A 21,435-nucleotide genomic window follows, 5' to 3' on the forward strand; every position below is an offset into this window, starting at 1 on the left:
TCTCAAGCTTCAACTGCCGGCAATGTTCAGGCCATCGACCTAAGGATGCTCGATTGGCCCTTTCTATGTCCGCCAGCGCAACGGAAGACGAGCGCGTCTTGAGCAATTGTGCGATTGGCGCCTACTATTTCCCTGTGTTGGTTGTGAGCGCCAGTGCGAGGCACTGGCGGCTTTTCTCGTTGTCGAAACCGGCACCGGGTGGCGTAGATGTTCCTTCGCCGGAAAAACATCGGTAAGGTAGGGGTCAGAAACCAAGACCCGCGAGGAGTAGTGATGAGCGAGGCGTTGTCCATCCACCATGACCAGGCTGGTCATCAGTTCGAGACCAATGTGGACGGTCATCGTGCCTATCTGACCTATATGGACCTTGGGAAGCAGACCCTGGATATCTATCGCACCTTCGTGCCCAACGCATTGCGAGGCCGTGGCATTGCTGCCGCGCTCACCGAGGAAGCGTTGAAGTTCGCCGAAGAGGCAGGCTATACGGTGATCCCGTCCTGCTCCTACGTGGAGCGCTATATGGAACGCCACCAGCGCCATGCCGCAAAGCTCTGAGCGAGCAGGCATAAAAAAACGCCGGGTTTAGCCCGGCGTTTTTGTGTCCGCAGTGTTTGCTCAGCCGCGTCGGCGCTTGGGCAACACGTCCTTGAGCTTGGCATGCATGCTGCGCAAGGTGGTCTCGGTGGCAGCCCAGTCGATGCAGGCATCGGTGATCGACACGCCGTATTGCAGGTCGGCCAGGTCCTTTGGAATCGCCTGGCAGCCCCAGTTCAGGTGGCTTTCGACCATCAGGCCGATGATCGACTGGTTGCCTTCCAGAATCTGGTTGGCCACGTTCTCCATCACCAGCGGTTGCAGAGCCGGGTCCTTGTTGGAGTTGGCGTGGCTGCAATCGACCATGATGTTCGGCTTGATCTTCGCCTTGTTCAGCGCCTGTTCGCACAGGGCCACGCTGACCGAATCATAGTTGGGCTTGCCGTTGCCGCCACGCAGCACCACGTGACCGTAGGCATTGCCTTTGGTGGTGACGATGGACACGCCACCTTCCTGGTTGATACCCAGGAAGCGGTGCGGGCTGGACACCGACTGCAGGGCGTTGATCGCCACCGTCAGGCCGCCGTCGGTGCCGTTCTTGAAGCCCACAGCCGAGGACAGGCCGGAAGCCATTTCCCGGTGAGTCTGGGATTCGGTGGTACGTGCGCCAATCGCCGACCAGCTGATCAGGTCTTGCAGGTACTGCGGGGAAATCGGGTCCAGGGCTTCGGTTGCCGTCGGCAGGCCCATTTCGGCGAGGTCCAGCAGCAATTGACGACCGATGTGCAGGCCATCCTGGATCTTGAAGGAGTCGTCCAGGTACGGGTCGTTGATCAAGCCTTTCCAGCCGACGGTGGTACGCGGCTTCTCGAAATAGACGCGCATCACCAGGTACAAGGTGTCGGACACTTCTGCCGCCAGCACCTTCAGGCGCTCGGCGTATTCGTGGGCAGCCTTGAGGTCATGGATCGAGCACGGCCCGATGACCACGAACAGGCGGTGGTCGGTGCCGTCGAGAATCTCACGGATGACTTCGCGACCCTTGGTGACGGTCTGCAGGGCAGCGTCGCTCAGGGGGATTTCGCGCTTGAGCTGATCGGGCGTGATCAGGGTCTCGTTGGATTCGACGTTAAGGTCGTTGATCGGTAAATCAGCCATCGTGTTACTCGTCAGGGTCACGGGTGCCGGCCGCCAGCGATCCCCGTGCGGCGGAGCACAGCATGATTTAAGTGCAGCGGGGAGCCGAACCTTAGCGCGTTACAAGGTTGCGAGACAATGGGCAAAGGTCGCTTTAATCCAGTACTGGCTGCACAAAAGCCTCATGGGAGAACTCGCCGGCATGGCGTGTGACCCATTCTCGGGCCAGCGCTTCGCTCTGCCGGGGTGTTGGCCTGGCGCCTTCGTGGAGTCGGCAGTAACGTTGGATCTGGCACACTTGCTCGCCCATCCGTGCCCCGAACAAGGCTTGCTCATCGGTAAAGGTGATGCCGACGCGGTAGCCGTTTTCAGCCTTGCGGCACCACGCTACATAGCCCGGATAGCGGGCCGTGAGGCCCAATGAAGGAATGCGCATCTCGATGGCGGTGCCCTGGCGCCAGGCGCGCGGGTAATTGCATGCGACGCCGCCCAGGCCGATAGTGTGCAGCCGTTGGCGGGAAATGCCGGAAATGGGACGTTGGGTTAATTCGACAGCGACATCATCAGGGTGAGGAAAGAAACGACCCATGCACACGGACTCCGAGCACCGTCCAGTTGACGGCGGTGGCAGCAGTATAGTGAAAGAACTGCACCTTACCGATCTGGATATCGACCAGCAATTATTGGGGCTTCCCGGCACCTCGCTGGTGGTGTTCACCGGCGACGGATGCTCGCGCTGCCGCTTCCTGCACCAGCAACTGCCCGGTTGGGATTTGCCCGTGGACCGGGTCTGTTGGGTGGATGCAGGCCACAATGGCGGCGCGGTGGAACGCTACGAAATCTTTCATCTGCCGGCGTTGTTTGTGGTGTGTGACGGGAAATTCCATGGAATATTAGCGTCACTGACGCGTCTGACCGCCGGCGACCTGACTCAGGGTGTGCAGCAGGCGCTCAAACGAATACCAGAGGAATTGCCATGACCGAAGTTGCAAAAACACAGTCGCCACGGATCGGGATTATCGGCACCGGGGCCATCGGTGGCTTCTATGGTGTGATGCTCGCGCGTGCCGGTTTCGATGTGCATTTCCTGCTGCGCAGCGAGTACGCGGCGGTCAGTGAGCGCGGCCTGCAACTTAACAGCACCCTCCACGGGACCTTGCACCTGCACCCGGTGCAGGCCTATGCCCGCGCCGCGGACATGCCGCCGTGCGACTGGCTGCTGGTGGGCACCAAGTCCACGGGGAATGTCGAGCTGGCCCCGACCATCGCTCAGGTCGCCGCCCCGGGCGCCAAGATAATCCTGCTGCAAAATGGTCTCGACGTAGAGGACAGCCTGCGTGAACACCTGCCGCCGTCGCTGCACCTGCTGGGTGGCCTGTGCTACATCGGCGTGCACCGCTCCGGCCCCGGCGTTGTCGAGCATCAGGCGCTGGGCCGGGTCAACCTGGCTTACCACAGTGGTCCGGCAGCTAACGACGGCGCCAGTCGGCAGGCGATTGTCGAAGAGGGCGCCGCGTTGTTTCACCAGGCCGGTATCGACTCCCAGGCCATGGCCAATGTGCATCAGGCACGCTGGCATAAACTGGTGTGGAACGTGCCTTACAACGGTCTCTCCGTATTGTTCGGCACCGGCACTACGGCGATGATGGCGGATGAGTCGAGTCGCGAACTGATTCAGGCGCTGATGGCCGAAGTGGTACAGGCCGCCCACGCCTGCGGGCATGAAATCCCCGCCAGTTACGCCGGGCAGATGTTCACCATGACCGAAAGCATGGATGACTACCTGCCCAGCATGTATCACGATTACGCGCACAAGCGCCCGCTGGAACTGGCGGCGATTTACGCACGCCCCTTGGCTGCGGCAAAAGCGGCCGGTTGTGAATTGCCACGCATGCAGGCGCTCTACCAGGCCTTGAGTTTTATGGATCGGCATAACCGCTGATTGGGGGGAACACCATGGCAAAGGGATTGGGCGACAAACTGGTGCTGGCGATTTCCTCGCGGGCGCTGTTCGACCTGAGCGAAAGCCACAAGGTCTACCTGGCCCAAGGGGTCGAGACCTATCGCAAGTACCAGATCGACCACGAGGATGAAATCCTCGAGCCCGGCGACGCCTTCCCGCTGGTGAAGAAACTCCTGAGCCTCAACGCCAGCCTTGGCCGCGCTCGGGTCGAGGTGGTGCTGGTGTCGCGCAACAGTGCCGACACCGGCCTGCGGGTGTTCAATTCGATCCAGCATTACGGGCTGGATATCTCCCGCGCCGCGTTTGTCGGCGGGCGCAGTCCTTATCCTTATCTGGCGGCGTTTGGTTGCCACCTGTTTCTGTCCACCCATGCCGAGGATGTGCGCAGCGCACTGGATGCCGGGTTTGCCGCAGCGACGATTCTGTCGGGCGGTGCACGTCGGGCCTCCAGCGCCGAGTTGCGGATTGCCTTTGACGGCGACGCGGTGCTGTTTTCTGATGAGTCCGAGCGCGTCTATCAGTCGGGAGGTCTTGAAGCCTTCCAGGCCAGCGAGCGGGAGTCGGCCCGCGAGCCGTTACGCGGCGGACCGTTCAAGGGCTTCCTGGCGGCGCTCAACTTGTTGCAACGTGAGTTCCCGGACGAGTCCTGCCCGATCCGCACCGCACTGGTCACCGCCCGTTCGGCGCCGTCCCACGAGCGGGTGATTCGCACGCTGCGGGAATGGGACATCCGTCTCGACGAGTCGCTGTTTCTCGGTGGCCTGGAGAAGTCGGCGTTCCTTGAGGCCTTTGCCGCCGATGTGTTTTTCGATGACCAGGAAGGGCATTGCGAGAAGGCCCGGGAGTTCGTGGCCACCGGGCACGTCCCCCACGGCATCAGTAACGAGTTGAAAATTCAGACCGAGGGCTGAGCACTGCCAAAGGCGCTGCTAAGCTGAATCAATCCCCGCCATCCTGGCTGCCCAGGAGGTTCTATGATTCGTTCGATGCTGTACGCCACTGACTTGGGTCTGTATGCACCTTATGTGATGCAACATGCCCTGGCGCTGGCGCGAACGTTCAAGGCCGATCTGTACGTGATTCACGTGGTCGAGCCCATCGGGCTGTTCGCCGAATCGGTGTTGCAGAGCTACCTTGATGAGAAGGCCTTGAGTGAATGGCAAAGCCAGGGGCTGACAACGGTGATGGCGACCATCGAGCAACGGGTGCTCGACAGTTTCCGCGAGGAACTGGGGGAAGGGGAGCAGGACCTCAAGTTGATCCGTTCGGTGCGAGTGATCCAGGGCGATCCCTGTGAAGTGATTCTCGACCAGTCGCAGAAACTCTCCGTGGATTTGTTGATCGTAGGTAGTCACAGCCAGGCGGTCGGGGTGGCAACGCCTCTGGGGAGAACCGCCGCACGGGTGCTGCAGTTGTCGCAGGTGCCGGTGTACCTGGTGCCGCTGTTGCAGCGTCGTCGCAGTGATGACGTGTGATTGGTAGAAAACGATAAAAAGTTCTAGATTTACACGTCTAACCTTTAATATAGTTATATACCGTCGCTGATACCCGTGGCGTCTATCCGCTTTGAGGGACACATATGAAGCTTCAACAACTGCGCTACATCTGGGAAGTGGCGCACCACGACCTCAACGTTTCCGCTACTGCTCAAAGCCTCTACACCTCGCAACCCGGTATCAGCAAGCAGATCCGCCTGCTCGAAGATGAGTTGGGCGTTGAAGTGTTCGCGCGCAGCGGCAAGCACCTGACCCGCGTCACCCCGGCCGGTGAGCGCATCATCACCACCGCCGGCGAGATCCTGCGCAAGGTCGAAAGCATCAAGCAGATCGCCCAGGAATTCTCCAACGAGAAGAAAGGCACCCTTTCTATCGCCACCACCCACACCCAGGCGCGTTATGCGCTGCCGCCGGTGATCAGCAGCTTTATCAAGCAGTACCCGGACGTGGCGTTGCACATGCACCAGGGTTCGCCGATGCAGATCGCCGAGATGGCCGCCGACGGCACCGTCGATTTCGCGATTGCCACCGAAGCCCTGGAGTTGTTCGGCGACCTGGTGATGATGCCGTGCTATCGCTGGAACCGCTGTGTGGTAGTGCCTCAAGGTCACCCACTGGCCAAGCTGCCGAAGCTGACCCTGGAAGCCCTGGCTGAATACCCGATCGTGACTTACGTATTCGGTTTTACCGGCCGTTCGAAACTCGACGAAGCCTTCAGCCATCGTGGCCTGACGCCGAAAGTGGTGTTCACCGCCGCCGACGCCGACGTCATCAAGACTTATGTACGCCTGGGCCTGGGCGTCGGTATCGTCGCCAAGATGGCGGTCGATACCAAGCTCGACAGCGACCTGGTGGTGCTTGATGCCAGCGAACTGTTCGAGTCCAGTGTGACCAAGATCGGTTTCCGTCGCGGCACCTTCCTGCGCGGTTTCATGTGCGACTTCATCGAGAAATTCGCGCCGCACCTGACGCGCGAAGTGATGGCCAAGGCCATCCAGTGCCACAACAAGCAGGAACTGGAAGAGCTGTTCGACGGCGTTGAACTGCCGGTTCACTGATCGGCTTTACTTCACCTCGGTAACAGTAAACTGTTGCCGAGCGCCTCCCACCAGTATCTCCACCTCATCCCCTTCGAACTTGCCCAGCAGGCTTTTGCCCAGGGGCGAGCGTGGGGTGATGACGGTCACCGGTTGCCCCACCACATCGACCTTCAACCCTGCGCCGTCCGGTGCCAGGAATAGCCACTGCTGGCGATCGTTTTCATCCACCAGCCCGAGCAATGCGCCCACCTCGATACCGCGCTGGTCATCGTAGGCACGCAGTTGCATGTTCTGGCAGAGCGTCAGGGCCTGCTTGATTTCTTCGACGCGCCGGGCCTGGCCGGCGGCCAGGTAGGACGCTTCCAGCCCCAAGGTGTCGTACTTGTTCTCGGCGATGTTTTCTTCGTGGGTCGCGGTTTCATACGCGGTTTGCGCGGCGCGCTGGGCGATATCGAGATCGACCGCGAGTTTGTCCAGGACCAGTTGGTGAACGGCGTGCTTATTCATGGGCGGCTTTCGTGATCAATCGCAAAATTGCAGGACGTTGGCCCGGCTCTTGTCGTTGGGAGCGTTCTGGTCCTGTTGCAGCCAGAACTGGCATTTGGGGTTGGACAGGTTGCGCGGGTTGTTGCGGGCCTGCTCCAGGGTTTGCTGTTGCTCCTGCTTGCGGAGGTTCTCCTGGTACTGCTCGAACATCCGGTTCGGCGGCTCTGGTGCAACCACCTCCGGCTTGCCCAACTGCTGCACCACGCGGGCCACTGGGGCTACAGTTTGCTCAGGCAGGTAGCGGGACGCCAGCCACAGGCTCAGCACAATGGCGATAAACCCCAGCCACAGGCCGAAGGCCACGGCGATGCTGAGTTTGAACAGCGAGAACGAACGATCAGACATGATGGCCTCCCGGCGGGCACGTGCGGCATGGCGCCGATTGTCCCACAGCCACTCGCAGAATAATCGCGATCAACCCTTCGCAATCGAGGCATTTATACGGACAATCGAGCCTTTGAGCGTTGGAGCCCGGAATGAAAGCCCGCTGGGATATTTTTTGCAGCGTCGTCGATAACTACGGCGACATCGGCGTGACCTGGCGCCTGGCCCGGCAATTGGTGGCGGAACAAGGTTGCGCGGTGCGTTTGTGGGTCGATGACCTGCGGGCGTTCGAACGCATGTGCCCCGAGATTGACGTGCAGGTGCACCAGCAGTGGCAAGAGGGCGTTGACGTGCGCTACTGGCCCTCCGACTGGCTGGCGAACGACGCGGCAGACGTGGTGATCGCTGCGTTCGCCTGCCAACTGCCGCCGGACTATATGGAAGCGATGGCCGCGCGCGAACGCACGCCGCTGTGGATGAACCTGGATTACCTGAGCGCCGAGGACTGGGTGGTCGGCTGTCACGGCCTGCCGTCGGTGAAATTCAAGGGCGTTCAAAAGTACTTCTTCTTTCCGGGGTTCCGTCCTGGTACCGGCGGCTTGCTGCGCGAGGATGGGCTGCTGGAACAGCGCGATGCCTTCCAGCAAGACGCCATCGCCCGGCAACACTTTTTGCAGGCGCTCGGGGTTTTCCCGGCAGCCGGTGCGCGGCTGATGTCGTTGTTCGCCTATGAAAACGCCGGGTTGGCCAGTTGGCTCGACGTGCTGGCGGCCGATGGACGCGCCACTCACCTGCTGGTACCGGAAGGGCGGATTCTTGGTGACGTGCAGCGCTGGCTGAGTGTCGAGTCGTTGAGCGTCGGCGATGTGCTCCAGCGCGATGCCCTGACCGTGCAAGTGCTGCCATTCGTGCGCCAGGAGCAATACGACCGACTGTTGTGGTGCTGCGACTTCAACGCCGTACGCGGTGAAGACTCGTTTGTGCGGGCGCAATGGGCAGGCCGGCCGTTGTTGTGGCACATCTATCGCCAGGACGAAGACATTCACCTGGACAAACTCGATGCCTTCCTCGAGCTGTATACCAACGGCCTGTCACCCGCCGCGAAAACCGCGTTGGTCAGCCTTTGGCAAGCCTGGAACGCTGATGGCGATATGGCACATAGTTGGAAAATGCTGTTGGAACACTGGCCGGAAGTGATCGCGAATGCCGAGAAATGGGCTCTGGAACAAGGCTCGCGGACCGATCTTGCGACGGCGCTGGTACAGTTTTATGTAAATTGGATATGATACGCGACCTTGATTTTTGTAAATCCCATCCAAATTTCGGATATTCGCAATGAAAACTGGTAAAGAACTGAAACCCGGTACAGTGATCCGTCTCGAAAACGACCCTTGGCTGGTTCAGAAAGCTGAGTTCACCAAGTCTGGTCGTAACAGCGCAATCATGAAGACCAAGCTGAAGAACCTGCTGACCGGTTACAAGACCGAGATCGTCTACAGCGCCGATGACAAACTGGACGACGTGATCCTCGACCGCAAAGAAGCGACCCTGTCCTTCATCAGCGGCGACACCTACACGTTCATGGACACCACCGACTACACCATGTACGAGCTGAACGCTGAAGACATCGAAGCCGTTCTGCCGTTCATCGAAGAAGGCATGGAAGACGTCTGCGAAGCCATTTTCTTCGAAGAGCGCCTGGTTTCCGTAGAGCTGCCGACCACTATCGTGCGTAAGGTTGCCTACACCGAAGGTTCCGCTCGCGGCGACACTTCGGGCAAGGTGATGAAGCCTGCCAAGCTGAGCAACGGTACCGAACTGCAAGTAGCCGATTTCATCGAAATCGACGACCTGATCGAGATCGACACCCGCGAAGGTGGTTCGTACAAAGGTCGCGCCAAGAAGTAATTCTTGGGTAACCGGTACGACACAAAAAAGCCCGACCATGCGTCGGGCTTTTTTGTGGGCGCTGCTTTTTACTTCAAGTGTTGCTTCAGCTCCTCGGACGCTTGTAGCAGCGCCGAGCGAACTTCCGGTACCTGGCTGACGACGTTCAGCAAACCGTAGTCATGGATCATGCCGTTATAGCGCACGGCAGTCACCGGCACACCGGCTTCATCCAGCTTGCGGGCGTAGGCTTCGCCTTCGTCACGCAGCACATCGGAGCCTGCGGTCTGAATCAGCGCAGGTGGTAAACCCTTGAGCTGTGCCGTGGTTGCCCGCAACGGCGACGCATAGATCTCGGCACGCTGCTTGGCATCGGTGGTGTAGTTGTCCCAGAACCACTTCATCATGTTTCGGGTCAGGAAGTGGCCTTCGGCAAACTGGTTGTAGGAGCTTGTGTCGAAGTTTGCATCGGTCACCGGCCACAACAGCAGTTGGAACTTGATCTTCGGGGTGCCTTTGTCTTTGGCCATCAGGCTGACGACTGCCGCCATGTTGCCGCCGACGCTGTTGCCGGCGACGGCCAGGCGATTGCCATCGACGTTGATCTCGCTGCCATGTTCAGCCACCCACTTCGTTGCGCCGTACGCCTGGTTGATCGCCACCGGGTAGTGCGCTTCAGGGGATGGCGTGTAGTTGACGAATACCGCCGCCGCTCCCGACCCCACCACCAGGTCACGCACCAGCCGCTCGTGGGTCGGGAAATCCCCGAGTACCCAGCCACCGCCGTGGAAGAACATGAACACCGGCAATGTGCCCTTGACCCCGGCCGGACGCACGATGGTCAGGCTCAGCGGCTGGCCATCGACCTGAATGGTCTTCTGGCTGACGTCGGCCTTGGGCAGCGTCAGTTTTACTCCCGACTGGGCACCTGTCAGCACGGCGCGAGCTTCTTTGGGCGTCAGTTGCTCCATCGGTTTGCCGGTGCCGGCGTTCAGTGCATCCAGGAACGCCTGGGTGTTGTGCTCCACGTCACCGCCGGCCGCAAAGGCATTGGTGATCGAGAAAGCGAGCAGGGTGCCGGTGAGTACTTTGCCAAATGTGTTCATGTTCTTCTCCAAAAAACCGCGTGGGGTTAGACGGTCACGTGCAGGCGTACATCGACGTTGCCACGGGTGGCGTTGGAGTACGGGCAAACTTGGTGGGCCGCGTCGACCAGGCTTTGTGCTTCGTCCTGGGCCAGGCCGGGCAGGCTGACGTGCAGGTCGATGTCCAGGCCGAAACCGCCGGGGATTTGACCGATGCCGACGTGGGCAGTGATCGAAGCGTCATCCGGGATTTTGCGTTTGGTCTGGCTGGCGACGAATTTCAGGGCGCCGATAAAGCACGCGGAGTAGCCGGCGGCGAACAGTTGTTCCGGGTTGGTGGCCTGGCCACCCGCGCCGCCCAGCTCTTTTGGCGTGGAGAGTTTTACATCGAGGATATTGTCGCTGGAAACAGCGCGACCATCACGGCCGCCGGTGGCGGTGGCTACTGCGGTATAGAGAGTTTGCATGGTGATTTCCTCGTCAATATTTGCGCTAATTGTTTGCGCGCTAAGTAGGTGGCGAGGTGAATGTATCGCGCTAATAGTTAGTGCACAAGATAAATTTACAAAATATTTTGCCTGGCTCGGTGGCAGGGCACTGCACAAGCAAATGTGGGAGCGGGCTTACTCGCGAATGCAGTGGATCAGTCAATGCATCTAGTGACTGTCACACCGCATTCGCGAGCAAGCCCGCTCCCACATTTTTTGATGCCTGGTGCCTTTAGAGGGAGACTTGCAAGTTTTTCCGCAGCGCCAGTAAATCGCCCTGGAGCTTGCGCAGTTGTTCGATGTCCAGCCCGCTGGCGCCCAGAATGCACTGTGGAATATCCATCGCCTTGTCCCGCAGGGCACGCCCGGCATCGGTCAACTCAACCACCACCACACGCTCGTCTTCACGGCTGCGGGTGCGACTGAGCAGGCCTTCGGCTTCCAGGCGCTTGAGCAGCGGGGTCAGGGAGCCGGGATCCGTCAGCAGGCGATTGCTGATTTCGCCTACGGTCAATCCATCCTCTTCCCAGAGCACCATCATGGCCAGGTACTGCGGATAGGTCAGGCCGAGGGCTTGCAGCAGGGGTTTATAGACCTTGGTCATCAACAACGAGGTGGAATGCAGGGCAAAACACAGTTGGTTGTCGAGCAGCAAGGATTCGCAGGTATCGAGGGGCTTGGTCATGGCAGTGCCTTAAAACGTGTCTGGTTTCGAATCTAGCGGGCAAATCTTTAACGCGCCAGACAATTCTGTCCGCTCGGTCAGCCAAAGGCGCTTTGCAGCGCAAGATCCCACGGCGGCACGGGGCTGAAGCGCGCCTTGAGGTATTCCAGCAATAACCGGCTGCGGGCGTTGGCGTGTTGCTCCAGGCGCAGGGCGTAGATTCCGGCGGTTTCAGGTGTCGGCAAGCCGTTCTCGCAGAACAGTGGCACCAACTCGCCGCGCACCAGGTATTCGCTGGCGAGCCAGGTGGGCAGGTGCGCGATGCCCAACCCCGCCAGGGCGCCTGAAAGCAAGGCTTCGGCGTTGTTGGCGCTCATGCGAATGCGTTGCGGGCGGTAGGTGGCCTTGCGCCCGTCCAACTCAAAACGCCAGGCGAACATCGGTGCCAGGCCTTCCCAGTCCAGGCCGTCGTGTTCGTTCAACTGGCTGGGATGAGTCGGTGTGCCACGGCTTTTGAGGTAGGCCGGGCTGGCGCAGGCGATGCGCACGATACTGGCCAGGGGCGTGGCGATCAGCCGGGTGTCGACGATATGCCCGGCCCGCAGCACCAGGTCGACCTTGCCCAAATGCTCGCCCTGCATGTCGACAAAGCTGTCGATCAAGTGCAGGTGCACGTCCAGGCCTGGATAGACGTTGAGAAAGTCGGCGATGGCAGGCGCCAGGTGCCGCCGACCGAAGGCGGCCGGCGCGTCCACGCGGATCAACCCTTCAGGCGCATGGCTCAGCGACACCGCTTCGGCCCGCGCCAGTTGCAGCTCGCTGACGATCCGGCGGGCGCGCTCGGCAAACGCCAGGCCGGCGGGCGTTGGCACCACCGCATGGGTGCTGCGTTGGAACAGCCGGCTGCCCACCGAGCTTTCCAGGCTGTCGATACGCCGCGCCACCGCCGAGGGTGTGAGCGGATGACGTCGCGCAGCGGCGGAAAAGCTGCCCGCTTCCAGTACATCCAGAAACAGGCTCAGTTGGTCGGTCAGTGTATTGGGGTTCATCAGCGACTGCTTATGCGAAGTTGGCACAGCCATTGTGCGTTGCTGTGCGTTTCCGCGCCAGGACGGACTGCGTAGCATGCAAGGCTTGGGAATGGCGGGAGCGAAGTGGTGGCAGATTTAGCGTTGTATTTGGCACTGGGTGTCGCGTTGGGCACGGTCGGCGGCTTGTTCGGCATTGGCGGTGGGCTGATTGCGATTCCAGTGTTGGGGGTGTTCTTTGGCCTGGACCAACAAATCGCCCAAGGCACGGCCCTGGTGATGGTGGTGCCGAATGTGATGCTCGCGTTGTGGCGTTATCACCAGCGCAACCGGATCGAACTGCGCCATGCATTGCCGCTGGGCGTGATGGGCTTCTCCTTCGCCTGGCTGGGCTCGATCTGGGCGGTGGGGATCGATGCTGACGTGATGCGTGTGGGTTTTATCGCCTTTCTGCTGGTGTTGGCGTCCTACAACCTGCTGCGAATGTTTACCCACAACGCACCACCTTCCGCGCAGATGCGCTACTCCTGGCCGTGGCTGGGGGTGCTGGGTGCGGCGTCGGGGTCCATGGGCGGCTTATTCGGGGTGGGCGGCGCGGTGGTGGCCACGCCGGTGCTGACCAGCATTTTCGGCACCAGCCAAGTGGTTGCCCAAGGGCTGTCGCTGGCCCTGGCCTTGCCGAGCACCAGCGTGACCCTGGTGACCTACGCCTGGCACCATGAAGTGGACTGGGTGATCGGTGTACCACTGGCCGTCGGCGGCCTGCTCAGCATCAGTTGGGGTGTGAAAGTCGCCCACGCCATGCCGGAGCGCATGTTGCGCGGGCTGTTCTGCGGGTTCCTGGCCGTTTGCGCGGTGATGCTGACCTTTAAAGTTTGAAGCCTTCGAGGATGTATTCGGCGAGGCATTCGGTAATCGGCGAAGTCATCCCGGGATTGCGCAACAGCCGCAGATTGACCGAGGGCAGCGGTGGGAAACCTTCTTCACTGCCCAGCACCCGCAAGTCTTCGGTTACCAGGCTCTCCATGCTGACAGTGACCGCCAGGCCCGCGCCGACCACTGCCTGGATCGCCGCGCCGTTGGAGCTGTGGTACGCCAGGCGATAATCACGGCCAATGGCATCAAGTGCAGCGCGGGTCCATTGGGTGCAGAAGCTGTCCATGCCGGAAATCGCCAAGGGCAGGGCGCTGTGATCGTCCAGGCAGAAACACGGGGCGGCCACCCAGACCATCCGCTCATTACGCAGCAGCTCGCCCATCTCATTTCCGGGTTCGCGACTGATGACCGTCAGGGCCAGGTCCCGGCGCTGCATCAATATCGGCGACGACTCGCAGTGCATTTCAATCTGGATCAGCGGGTAAGCCTTGGAGAAGCGCTTGAGAATCCCCGGCAAGTAGCGCATCACGTAATCGTCGGGTGTGCCGATGCGCACCAGCCCGACCATGTGCGGCTCGCGCAGGGTGTTGAATACTTCGCTGTGCAACTTCAGGATCCTGCGGGCATAGCCCAATAGCACCTGGCCTTCCGGCGTCAGCCGTACCTGGCGGCCATCGCGCTCGAACAACTTGCGCTGCAACACATCTTCTTCAAGGCGTTTCATCTGCATGCTCACCGCCGACTGCGTGCGGTTGACCTGCTCGCCGGCGCGGGTGAAACCACCCTGATCGGCGATGGCGACGAAGGTGCGCAGCACTTCAGTGTCGATACTCGGGTAGCTGGACAATCGATCAATCTCCGAGATGTATTGCATAAGAAACATTCGTTGGATTGATCATAGCCCCAGGCACAGACTTCAGTCATCCCCACTGGAGGGCGAAATGATGAAAGGTCAAAGAGGCTTTGTTCTGATGGCGAAGCGGCCGTTTTCCGGGCTGCTCCAACTGGGCTCCCGGTGGCTGGCTGTGCACCGTGAGCGCCAACTGTTGATGGGCATGAGCGATGATGCGCTCAAGGATATCGGGCTGAACCGTGGCGATGTCGAGCAGGAAAGCCGCCGGCACTTTTGGGAAGATCCGCTGCGAAAATGACGCGGGATGCAGTAGGGTGGTTCGCGAGCACACAAGGAGAGTCACATGCCCGCAGAGTTATCCTTTTCCCTCAAGCAGGCGCGACGCCTGGCGCTGGCTGCCCAAGGTTTTTCCGGGCGCCAGCCGCCGGCGTTGATCAAGGCCGCACAGGTCAATCGCCTGGTTGAGCGTTTGGGCGTGTTGCAGATTGATTCGGTGAATGCGGTGGTGCGCTCGCACTACCTGCCGCTGTTTTCCCGGCTGGGTAACTACTCTCCATTGATTCTTGAACAGGCCGCCTGGAGTTCGGGGCGGCGCCGTTCGCTGTTCGAGTATTGGGGCCACGAGGCTTCTTTGTTGCCGATGGCCCTGTACCCGCTGATGCGCTGGCGCATGGCGCGGGCGGCTCAGGGGCAGGGCATCTATCAGCAAATGGCGCGGTTTGGTCGCGAGCAGCAGGCCACCATCGCGCGGGTGCTGGGCATCGTTGAGCAGCAAGGCGCCTTGGGTGCGGGCAGTTTGTCGACCCGCGAGGAGCGCGCGGGCCCCTGGTGGGATTGGAGCGATGAAAAGCATGCGTTGGAATGGCTGTTCGCCGCCGGCCAGGTGACCGTCGCCGGGCGTCGTGGTTTTGAGCGCTTGTATGACCTGCCGGAGCGTGTGATTCCGGCCGACATTCTCCAGCAAGCCCCGTTGGACGAGGCCGAAGCGCAGCGCGGTTTACTGCTGCACAGCGCCACGGCATTGGGCGTGGGCACTGAAAAAGACCTGCGGGACTACTTCCGCCTCGACCCGGCCGACAGTCGTGGGCGTCTGGCGGAACTGGTCGAGGACGGGCAATTGATCGCGTGCGAGGTCCAGGGCTGGAAACAGCCGGCTTATTGCCTGCCCGAGCCAAAAGTCCCGCGCAAGGTGCCCGCCAGCGCATTGTTATCGCCGTTTGATTCACTGATCTGGGAGCGCAGCCGTACCGAGCGGTTGTTCGATTTCCGCTATCGTCTGGAAATCTACACGCCTCAGGACAAGCGGGTGTATGGCTATTACGTGTTGCCGTTCCTGCACAATGAGCGGATCGCCGCGCGCGTGGATTTACGCGCAGAGCGGGCGGCCGGGCGTCTGGCGGTGCATGCCGTTCACGAGGAAGAGCCGGGGCTGGACGAGGAAGGGATGCAGGCGTTGGCCCTGAATCTGCGGCAGATGGCCGACTGGCTCGGGCTTGAGCAGATTCAGCTCAATTGCCAGCGGGCCAGTGCGGCGCGGTTGCGGGTGGCGCTCTTAGCGCTTGACCTGTTTTAGCGTCTCGGCAATCAGGAAGGCCAATTCCAGCGACTGATCGGCGTTCATCCGTGGGTCGCAGTGAGTGTGGTAGCGGTCCGACAGCCCGTCTTCGGTAATCGGCCGCGCGCCGCCAATGCACTCGGTGACATTCTGCCCGGTCATCTCGATATGAATCCCGCCAGCGTAAGTGCCCTCGGCTTCATGCACCTGGAAGAATTCCTTCACTTCGCTGAGGATCTGCGCGAAGTCCCGGGTCTTGTAGCCGCTGCTGGCCTTGATGGTGTTGCCGTGCATCGGGTCGGAACTCCACAGCACCTGCTTGCCTTCGCGCTGTACCGCACGGATCAGGTTCGGCAGATGGTCACCGACCTTGTTCGCACCCATGCGCGCAATCAGGTTCAGGCGGCCCGGGTCGTTGTCCGGGTTGAGGATGTCGATCAAGCGGATCAGGTCATCGGGGTTCATGCTCGGGCCGACCTTGACCCCGATCGGGTTGTTCACCCCGCGCAGGAACTCGACGTGGGCACCGTCCAGTTGACGGGTGCGATCACCGATCCACAGCATGTGGGCCGAGCAGTCGTAATAGTCGTTGGTCAGGCTGTCGCGGCGTACGAAGGCTTGTTCGTAGTTGAGCAGCAGCGCCTCGTGGGCGGTGAAGAAACTGGTCTCGCGCAGTTGTGGCGAGCTGTCCATGCCACAGGCGCGCATGAACGCCAGGGTTTCATCGATACGGTCGGCCAGTTGGCTGTACTTCTCGGCCAGGGCCGAGTTGGCGATGAAGTCCAGGTTCCACTTGTGCACCTGGTGCAGGTCGGCAAAACCGCCCTGGGCAAACGCCCGCAGCAGGTTCAGGGTGGCGGTGGACTGGTGGTAGGACTGCAGCAGGCGGTCCGGGTCCGGCACGCGGCTTTTTTCGTCGAAGCCGATGCCGTTGACGATATCGCCGCGGTAGGCGGGCAGGGTGATGCCGTCGATGGTTTCATCGTTGGAAGAACGCGGCTTGGCGAACTGGCCCGCCATACGCCCGACCTTGACCACCGGGCAACCGGCGGCGAAGGTCATCACAATCGCCATCTGCAGCAGCACCTTGAAGGTGTCGCGAATTTTTGCGGCCGAAAACTCGGCAAAACTCTCGGCGCAATCGCCGCCTTGCAACAGGAAGGCGCGACCCTGGGTGACCTCGGCAAACTGACGGCGCAATTCACGGGCCTCACCGGCAAACACCAGCGGCGGATAACTCGCCAGGTTCTGCTCGACCTGCGACAGGTGCGCAGCGTCAGGGTACTGGGGTTGTTGCTGGATCGGCAGGGCGCGCCAGCTGTCGGGGCTCCAGGGTTGGCTCATCATGAACTCGAGTGATTTGCGGTCGGGCCGTCATGTTATCAGCAATTAGTACGTGACCTGCTGCTGCCGGTTCGCCCACAATCCCGCCTTTCCTGTTGGCCCTGCGTTAGGAGTTGTAATGTCTGAGGAGCGCGTCGAGCGCCTGCTGGCTGAGGTCCATGATGACTTCGGCATGATCCGTGTGCTGGAAGTGGCCGATTATCGCTTTCTCGAGTTCGGCGATGCCATCGAGCAGAGTTGCGTGTTTACCGCTGACCCGAGTTGGTTGGAATACGATTACACCCGGGCGATGCTGATTGGGGCGTTGTGTCATGAGCAGCCGGAGAGTGCGTTGTTCTTGGGCTTGGGCGCCGGGACGTTGACTCAGGCTTGTCTGAAGTTTTTGCCTTTGGAAGATGTTGAGGCCATCGAGTTGCGGCCTGATGTGCCGCGCCTGGCCATTGAGTACTTGGGGCTGGATGATGATCCTCGGCTGTATATCCGCGTTGGGGATGCGTTGGAGTTGCTGCCTTCGGCTGAGTCGGCGGACCTGATTTTTGTCGACCTGTATACCGATGTTGGCCCGGGCGTTGGGCATCTGGCTTGGACGTTTCTGGAGAACTGCCAGAAGAAGCTGAATCCGGGTGGGTGGTTGGTGATTAATCAGTGGGCTACCGATGACGGCAAGCCGTTGGGGGCGGCGTTGTTGCGTGGGTTGTATCACCGGCATTATTGGGAACTGCCGGTGAAAGAGGGGAATGTGATTCTTTTGGTGCCGGCGGACCTGGATCAGGAGCTTGATCTGGCTGCGTTGTCTGCGCGGGCTGAGGGGTTGGCATCGCGATTGGGGTATTCGTTGCAGTCGCTGATTAAGGCGATTCGGCCGGCTACGTAGGGGGGTACATATCCGTTGCTGCGGTAACGGCTACTTAGGGTTCCGCTCTTACAGCGGGTCACTTTTGGCAAACGCCCCAAAAGTAACCAAAAGGTCTTTGCCCCACCACTCGGTGCCTCGCCTAGGCTCGGCATGCCCGCACTCCGGCACGGTTCCGCGGGCCGCCGCGACGGGCCATCCATGGCCCGGCGCGGCTAAATCGGCTTCCCTGCCGATTTACCCGCTCCACCGTGCCTACTTGCGGCCATCGTGGTTGACGGGGCCCGCAGATCAAGATCAAAAGCAGATCAAGATCAAAGGCACGCAGCCTCGCTGGCGCTCGACAGCTGCTACGGTCGGGGTGGCTCTGCTTTTCTGTGGGAGCGGGCTTGCTCGCGAAAAACCTGAGAGCGCCGTGTTCATTCAGGATGCCCACGTCATCGTTAACGACCTTCGCGAGCAAGCCCGCTCCCACATTTGGACCGTGCCCGCTTTAGCTTTTGATTTGGCTTCTAAACACTCAAGCCGGCCGGTAGGCCGCTGTGCTTTTGATCTTGATCTTAGGCGCCCCGTTAAACCACGCTGGCCGAACGCAGGCTTTGGAGCGTGGGTAACCTGGCAGGACGCCAGGTTAGCCGTCCTGGGCCAAGGATGGCCCATGACGGCGGCCCACGGTCCAAAGCCGGAGTGAGGGCACACCGAGCCTAAGCGAGGTGCCGAGTGGTGGGGCAAGAGCGTTTTGCTTACTTTTGCGCTGTTCAAAAGTGAGCCGCTGTAAGAGCGGAACCAATAGTGGCCGTTACCTAAATAACGGATATGTACCCCGCCCCAAGCCCCCCCCAATCAACAGCCTTTAAAAACCCCAGGCCGCCTCTCGATCATCGCCCGTACACCTTCCTTGGCATCCTCACTATTCAGCAGTTTCTCCACCAAAACGGGCAACCCGGCCGCCGCCGCGGTCTCCCCTTCTATCCGCGCCTGGCGGGCCGACATCAACGTGGCCTGCACCCCCAGCGGCGCCTGCTGGGCTATGCGGTTTGCCAGCGCCACCGCCCGGGGCAGCAAATCCTCACTGGCCATCACCTCCTGCACCAACCCCAACCGCAGCGCCTCATGGGCATCAAACTCATCCCCCGTGAGCAACCAGCGCATGGCATTCCCCCACCCCGCGATCTGCTGAAAACGCAACGTCGCGCCCCCAAAAGGAAAAATCCCACGCTGCACCTCCATCTGCGCAAAGCGGGTATTGCTGGCACACAGGTTGATATCCGCCGCCAACATCAACTCGATACCAATGGTCAGGCAGTACCCCTGAGCCGCAACAATCACCGGCTTACTGACCCGCGGCCCCGCGAAAACTCCCCACGGATCACAGCCACCCAGAGGCGGTTGCCAGCCTTGTGCCATCGTTGGACCCACATTGGCCAGGTCCAACCCGGCGGTAAAATGATCGCCATGCCCGAAGACAACGGCCACCCGCGCCTCTTCATTGCGATCAAATTCGCCATACGCCAGGCTCAACTCATTGAGCAATTCCAGGTCGAACGCATTGCGCTTGGCCACGCGATCCAGGCCCAGCAACAGGATATGGCCCTGCTGTTCACGGCTGACGCGGCTGCTGGTGGCTTGGTTCATGGGGTGTGCCCTCGGGCGCGAAGGGAGGTTTCGGACCGAAGGGCCCGCTGTTAAGGGTGAACCGTTTAAGCGTCATGACCAACAGGGCCGGGCCTTTGAAAAATAGACCCAGTCGCCGCAATGCGCAAAGCCTTTGGCGCAGAGCAGTTCCACTGGGTTTTCCGATAAAAAAAGCTCCCTTTTTCAGCGATTTCCGGTATAGTGCGCGCCGGCCTTTAACCGGGCCGCGTTTAGGTAGCGCAATTCCCCGAAGTCAGCTTCGGCTGCACGTCCGCACAGCGGACTCTTCCTTGACGAATCTTTTTCATTCATTCGTTTTCGCAAATCCCCGCCGACAAAGCAGCCAGGGCGACTCTTGAGTCTCAACACGGCATGCGCAGCTTTGGAGCATGGGTCTTTGCGGATGCACTTAGAGGCAGACCCATGACCCAGGAAACCGGCGGCTTCGCCGCTTTTAATCTTAACCCGAATATTCTTGCTGCCGTCATCGCGACTGGCTACGAAGAACCTTCGGCTATTCAGCAGCAATCGATCCCGATCATCATGGCCGGCCAAGACATGATTGGCCAAGCGCAAACCGGTACCGGTAAAACAGCCGCGTTCGCCCTGCCAATCCTGCACTGCATCGATCCTGCCAAGCGCGAGCCGCAAGCCCTGATCCTGGCGCCAACCCGTGAGTTGGCGCTGCAAGTAGCAACCGCTTTCGAAACCTACGCCAAGCAAATGCCGGGCGTTACCGTTGTGGCCGTTTACGGCGGCGCGCCTATGGGCCCACAACTGAAAGCAATCCGTAACGGCGCACAGATCGTTGTCGCCACTCCGGGCCGTCTGTGCGACCACCTGCGTCGCGACGAAAAAGTACTCTCGACCGTGAACCACCTGGTTCTGGACGAAGCTGACGAAATGCTCAAGCTGGGCTTCATGGACGACCTGGAAGTCATCTTCAAGGCGCTGCCAGCAACCCGTCAGACCGTACTGTTCTCGGCGACCCTGCCACAGTCGATCCGTGCCATTGCCGAACGCCATCTGCGCGATCCGCAACACGTGAAGATCCAGACCAAGACTCAGACCGTTACCGCGATCGAACAGGCTCACCTGTTGGTTCACGCTGACCAGAAGACCTCGGCTGTATTGAGCCTGCTGGAAGTCGAAGACTTCGACGCCCTGATCATGTTCGTGCGCACCAAGCAAGCCACCCTGGACCTGGCCAGTGCCCTGGAAGCCAAAGGCTACAAAGCCGCTGCGCTGAACGGTGACATTGCCCAGAACCAACGTGAGCGCGTCATCGACTCCCTCAAGGATGGCCGTCTGGACATCGTTGTGGCGACCGACGTTGCCGCTCGTGGCCTCGACGTTCCACGTATCACTCACGTGTTCAACGTTGACATGCCTTACGATCCAGAGTCCTACGTTCACCGTATCGGCCGTACCGGCCGTGCTGGTCGCGAAGGTCGTGCATTGCTGCTGGTGACTCCACGTGAGCGCCGCATGCTGCAAGTGATCGAGCGTGTAACCGGTCAGAAAGTTGCCGAAGTCCGCCTGCCGGATGCCCAGGCTGTTCTCGATGCCCGCATCAAGAAACTGACCAACAGCCTGTCGCCGCTGGTGGCTGACGCTGAATCGACCCACGGCGACCTGCTGGACCGCCTGACTGCCGATATCGGTTGCACCCCGCGTGCCCTGGCCGCAGCCCTGCTGCGCAAGGCTACCAACGGTCAGGCCCTGACCCTGGCAGCCATCGAGAAAGAACGTCCACTGGTGCCGAACAACGCTCCGCGCGGTGATCGTCCAGAACGTACTGGCGACCGTCCAGACCGTGGTGATCGTGAGCGTCGTGCTCCGGTTCCATTGGCTGAAGGCCGTGCTCGCTGCCGTACCGCGCTGGGCGCGCGTGATGGCATCGCTGCCAAGAACCTGCTGGGCGCTATCCTCAACGAGGGTGGCCTGGCACGTGAAGCGATCGGTCGCATCCAGGTGCGTGACAGCTTCTCCCTGGTGGAGCTGCCGGAAGATGGTCTGGAGAAGCTCCTGACCAAGCTGAAGGACACTCGCGTTGCCGGTAAGCAGTTGAAGCTGCGTCGCTACCGCGAAGATTGATCCGCCCTTGGGCTGATTGATCGAACATAA

Annotated in this window: 24 protein-coding genes; 13 read left to right on the top strand and 11 right to left on the bottom strand. The window is 60.6% G+C overall.

The window, feature by feature from the left end; genetic code table 11:
* Positions 1-273 precede the first annotated feature (273 nt).
* Positions 274-555 carry a GNAT family N-acetyltransferase gene (locus tag ACA046_RS09335; protein ID WP_003189869.1) on the top strand — a complete coding sequence of 94 codons (282 nt, stop codon included), beginning with the start codon at positions 274-276 and terminating at the stop codon, positions 553-555.
* Positions 556-615: 60 nt separating this feature from the next.
* Here the strand turns inward: ACA046_RS09335 and ACA046_RS09340 are convergent, their stop codons facing one another.
* On the bottom strand, positions 616-1,692 hold the full coding sequence (locus ACA046_RS09340; protein ID WP_497676332.1) for a 3-deoxy-7-phosphoheptulonate synthase: 1,077 nt from the start codon (positions 1,690-1,692) through the stop codon (positions 616-618).
* Positions 1,693-1,825: 133 nt separating this feature from the next.
* A complete protein-coding gene (locus tag ACA046_RS09345; RefSeq protein WP_167662559.1) occupies positions 1,826-2,260 on the bottom strand; it encodes a PilZ domain-containing protein in 435 nt (144 codons plus the stop codon).
* Between ACA046_RS09345 and ACA046_RS09350 the strand changes: the two genes are divergently transcribed.
* The 5 genes from ACA046_RS09350 to cysB all read left to right on the top strand — a co-directional run bounded on the left by ACA046_RS09350 (position 2,259) and on the right by cysB (position 6,188).
* Positions 2,259-2,651 (top strand): YbbN family protein, encoded by a 393-nt coding sequence (locus ACA046_RS09350; RefSeq protein WP_167662558.1) that lies wholly within the window; start codon positions 2,259-2,261, stop codon positions 2,649-2,651. The genes ACA046_RS09345 and ACA046_RS09350 overlap by 2 nt on opposite strands.
* Positions 2,648-3,613, top strand: a complete 966-nt coding sequence (locus ACA046_RS09355; protein WP_497676333.1) for a putative 2-dehydropantoate 2-reductase — start codon at positions 2,648-2,650, stop codon at positions 3,611-3,613. The genes ACA046_RS09350 and ACA046_RS09355 overlap by 4 nt, the downstream gene beginning before the upstream one ends.
* A gap of 14 nt (positions 3,614-3,627) precedes the next feature.
* The gene (locus ACA046_RS09360) at positions 3,628-4,545 is read left to right on the top strand and encodes a 5'-nucleotidase (protein WP_063032090.1); all 918 of its coding nucleotides are present in this window, start codon (positions 3,628-3,630) and stop codon (positions 4,543-4,545) included.
* Between the two features lie 63 nt (positions 4,546-4,608).
* Positions 4,609-5,109 carry a universal stress protein gene (locus ACA046_RS09365; protein WP_017477371.1) on the top strand — a complete coding sequence of 167 codons (501 nt, stop codon included), beginning with the start codon at positions 4,609-4,611 and terminating at the stop codon, positions 5,107-5,109.
* A gap of 104 nt (positions 5,110-5,213) precedes the next feature.
* Positions 5,214-6,188 (top strand): HTH-type transcriptional regulator CysB, encoded by a 975-nt coding sequence (cysB, locus tag ACA046_RS09370; RefSeq protein WP_010176165.1) that lies wholly within the window; start codon positions 5,214-5,216, stop codon positions 6,186-6,188.
* 6 nt (positions 6,189-6,194) lie between these two features.
* Here cysB and ACA046_RS09375 read toward each other — a convergent pair whose 3' ends face one another.
* Both ACA046_RS09375 and ACA046_RS09380 read right to left on the bottom strand, forming a co-directional pair.
* Complete coding sequence (locus tag ACA046_RS09375) at positions 6,195-6,677, bottom strand: GreA/GreB family elongation factor (RefSeq protein ID WP_459027240.1); 483 nt, start codon at positions 6,675-6,677, stop codon at positions 6,195-6,197.
* 15 nt (positions 6,678-6,692) lie between these two features.
* A complete protein-coding gene (locus tag ACA046_RS09380) occupies positions 6,693-7,061 on the bottom strand; it encodes a hypothetical protein (protein WP_076017338.1) in 369 nt (122 codons plus the stop codon).
* A gap of 131 nt (positions 7,062-7,192) precedes the next feature.
* Between ACA046_RS09380 and earP the strand changes: the two genes are divergently transcribed.
* Entirely contained in the window at positions 7,193-8,326 is a 1,134-nt protein-coding gene (gene earP / locus ACA046_RS09385) for an elongation factor P maturation arginine rhamnosyltransferase EarP (protein ID WP_497676334.1), read from the top strand.
* A gap of 49 nt (positions 8,327-8,375) precedes the next feature.
* Entirely contained in the window at positions 8,376-8,948 is a 573-nt protein-coding gene (locus ACA046_RS09390) for an elongation factor P (protein ID WP_003172723.1), read from the top strand.
* Between the two features lie 68 nt (positions 8,949-9,016).
* Here ACA046_RS09390 and ACA046_RS09395 read toward each other — a convergent pair whose 3' ends face one another.
* From ACA046_RS09395 to ACA046_RS09410, 4 genes are all read right to left on the bottom strand, one after another.
* Entirely contained in the window at positions 9,017-10,033 is a 1,017-nt protein-coding gene (locus tag ACA046_RS09395; protein WP_497676335.1) for an alpha/beta hydrolase, read from the bottom strand.
* A gap of 26 nt (positions 10,034-10,059) precedes the next feature.
* A complete protein-coding gene (locus ACA046_RS09400; protein ID WP_076017342.1) occupies positions 10,060-10,479 on the bottom strand; it encodes an organic hydroperoxide resistance protein in 420 nt (139 codons plus the stop codon).
* Between the two features lie 253 nt (positions 10,480-10,732).
* Positions 10,733-11,185 carry a MarR family winged helix-turn-helix transcriptional regulator gene (locus ACA046_RS09405; RefSeq protein WP_459027247.1) on the bottom strand — a complete coding sequence of 151 codons (453 nt, stop codon included), beginning with the start codon at positions 11,183-11,185 and terminating at the stop codon, positions 10,733-10,735.
* Between the two features lie 77 nt (positions 11,186-11,262).
* Positions 11,263-12,213 (bottom strand): LysR family transcriptional regulator, encoded by a 951-nt coding sequence (locus ACA046_RS09410; protein WP_076017344.1) that lies wholly within the window; start codon positions 12,211-12,213, stop codon positions 11,263-11,265.
* A gap of 108 nt (positions 12,214-12,321) precedes the next feature.
* On the opposite strand from ACA046_RS09410, the gene ACA046_RS09415 reads away from it, so the two are divergent.
* Positions 12,322-13,071 carry a sulfite exporter TauE/SafE family protein gene (locus ACA046_RS09415; protein ID WP_076017415.1) on the top strand — a complete coding sequence of 250 codons (750 nt, stop codon included), beginning with the start codon at positions 12,322-12,324 and terminating at the stop codon, positions 13,069-13,071.
* On the opposite strand, the gene ACA046_RS09420 is transcribed toward ACA046_RS09415, so the two are convergent.
* A complete protein-coding gene (locus tag ACA046_RS09420; protein WP_017477379.1) occupies positions 13,061-13,942 on the bottom strand; it encodes a LysR family transcriptional regulator in 882 nt (293 codons plus the stop codon). The genes ACA046_RS09415 and ACA046_RS09420 overlap by 11 nt on opposite strands.
* A gap of 70 nt (positions 13,943-14,012) precedes the next feature.
* Here ACA046_RS09420 and ACA046_RS09425 point away from each other — a divergent pair, with 70 nt between their 5' ends.
* Positions 14,013-14,219, top strand: a complete 207-nt coding sequence (locus tag ACA046_RS09425) for a DUF1127 domain-containing protein (RefSeq protein ID WP_173860412.1) — start codon at positions 14,013-14,015, stop codon at positions 14,217-14,219.
* A gap of 45 nt (positions 14,220-14,264) precedes the next feature.
* Positions 14,265-15,494, top strand: coding sequence for a winged helix-turn-helix domain-containing protein (locus ACA046_RS09430; protein ID WP_167662550.1), 1,230 nt, complete (start codon positions 14,265-14,267; stop codon positions 15,492-15,494).
* Here the strand turns inward: ACA046_RS09430 and ACA046_RS09435 are convergent.
* Entirely contained in the window at positions 15,474-16,820 is a 1,347-nt protein-coding gene (locus ACA046_RS09435) for a class II 3-deoxy-7-phosphoheptulonate synthase (RefSeq protein ID WP_003218681.1), read from the bottom strand. The genes ACA046_RS09430 and ACA046_RS09435 overlap by 21 nt on opposite strands.
* Before the next feature lie 118 nt (positions 16,821-16,938).
* Between ACA046_RS09435 and ACA046_RS09440 the strand changes: the two genes are divergently transcribed.
* Positions 16,939-17,694 (top strand): spermidine synthase, encoded by a 756-nt coding sequence (locus ACA046_RS09440; RefSeq protein WP_167662549.1) that lies wholly within the window; start codon positions 16,939-16,941, stop codon positions 17,692-17,694.
* Positions 17,695-18,516: 822 nt separating this feature from the next.
* Here ACA046_RS09440 and ACA046_RS09445 read toward each other — a convergent pair.
* Positions 18,517-19,308, bottom strand: a complete 792-nt coding sequence (locus ACA046_RS09445; protein WP_497676336.1) for a crotonase/enoyl-CoA hydratase family protein — start codon at positions 19,306-19,308, stop codon at positions 18,517-18,519.
* A 423-nt stretch (positions 19,309-19,731) separates the two neighbouring features.
* Between ACA046_RS09445 and ACA046_RS09450 the strand changes: the two genes are divergently transcribed.
* Positions 19,732-21,405, top strand: coding sequence for a DEAD/DEAH box helicase (locus tag ACA046_RS09450; RefSeq protein WP_003209050.1), 1,674 nt, complete (start codon positions 19,732-19,734; stop codon positions 21,403-21,405).
* Positions 21,406-21,435 lie beyond the last annotated feature (30 nt).

The organism is Pseudomonas sp. LBUM1641 (assembly GCF_059716235.1).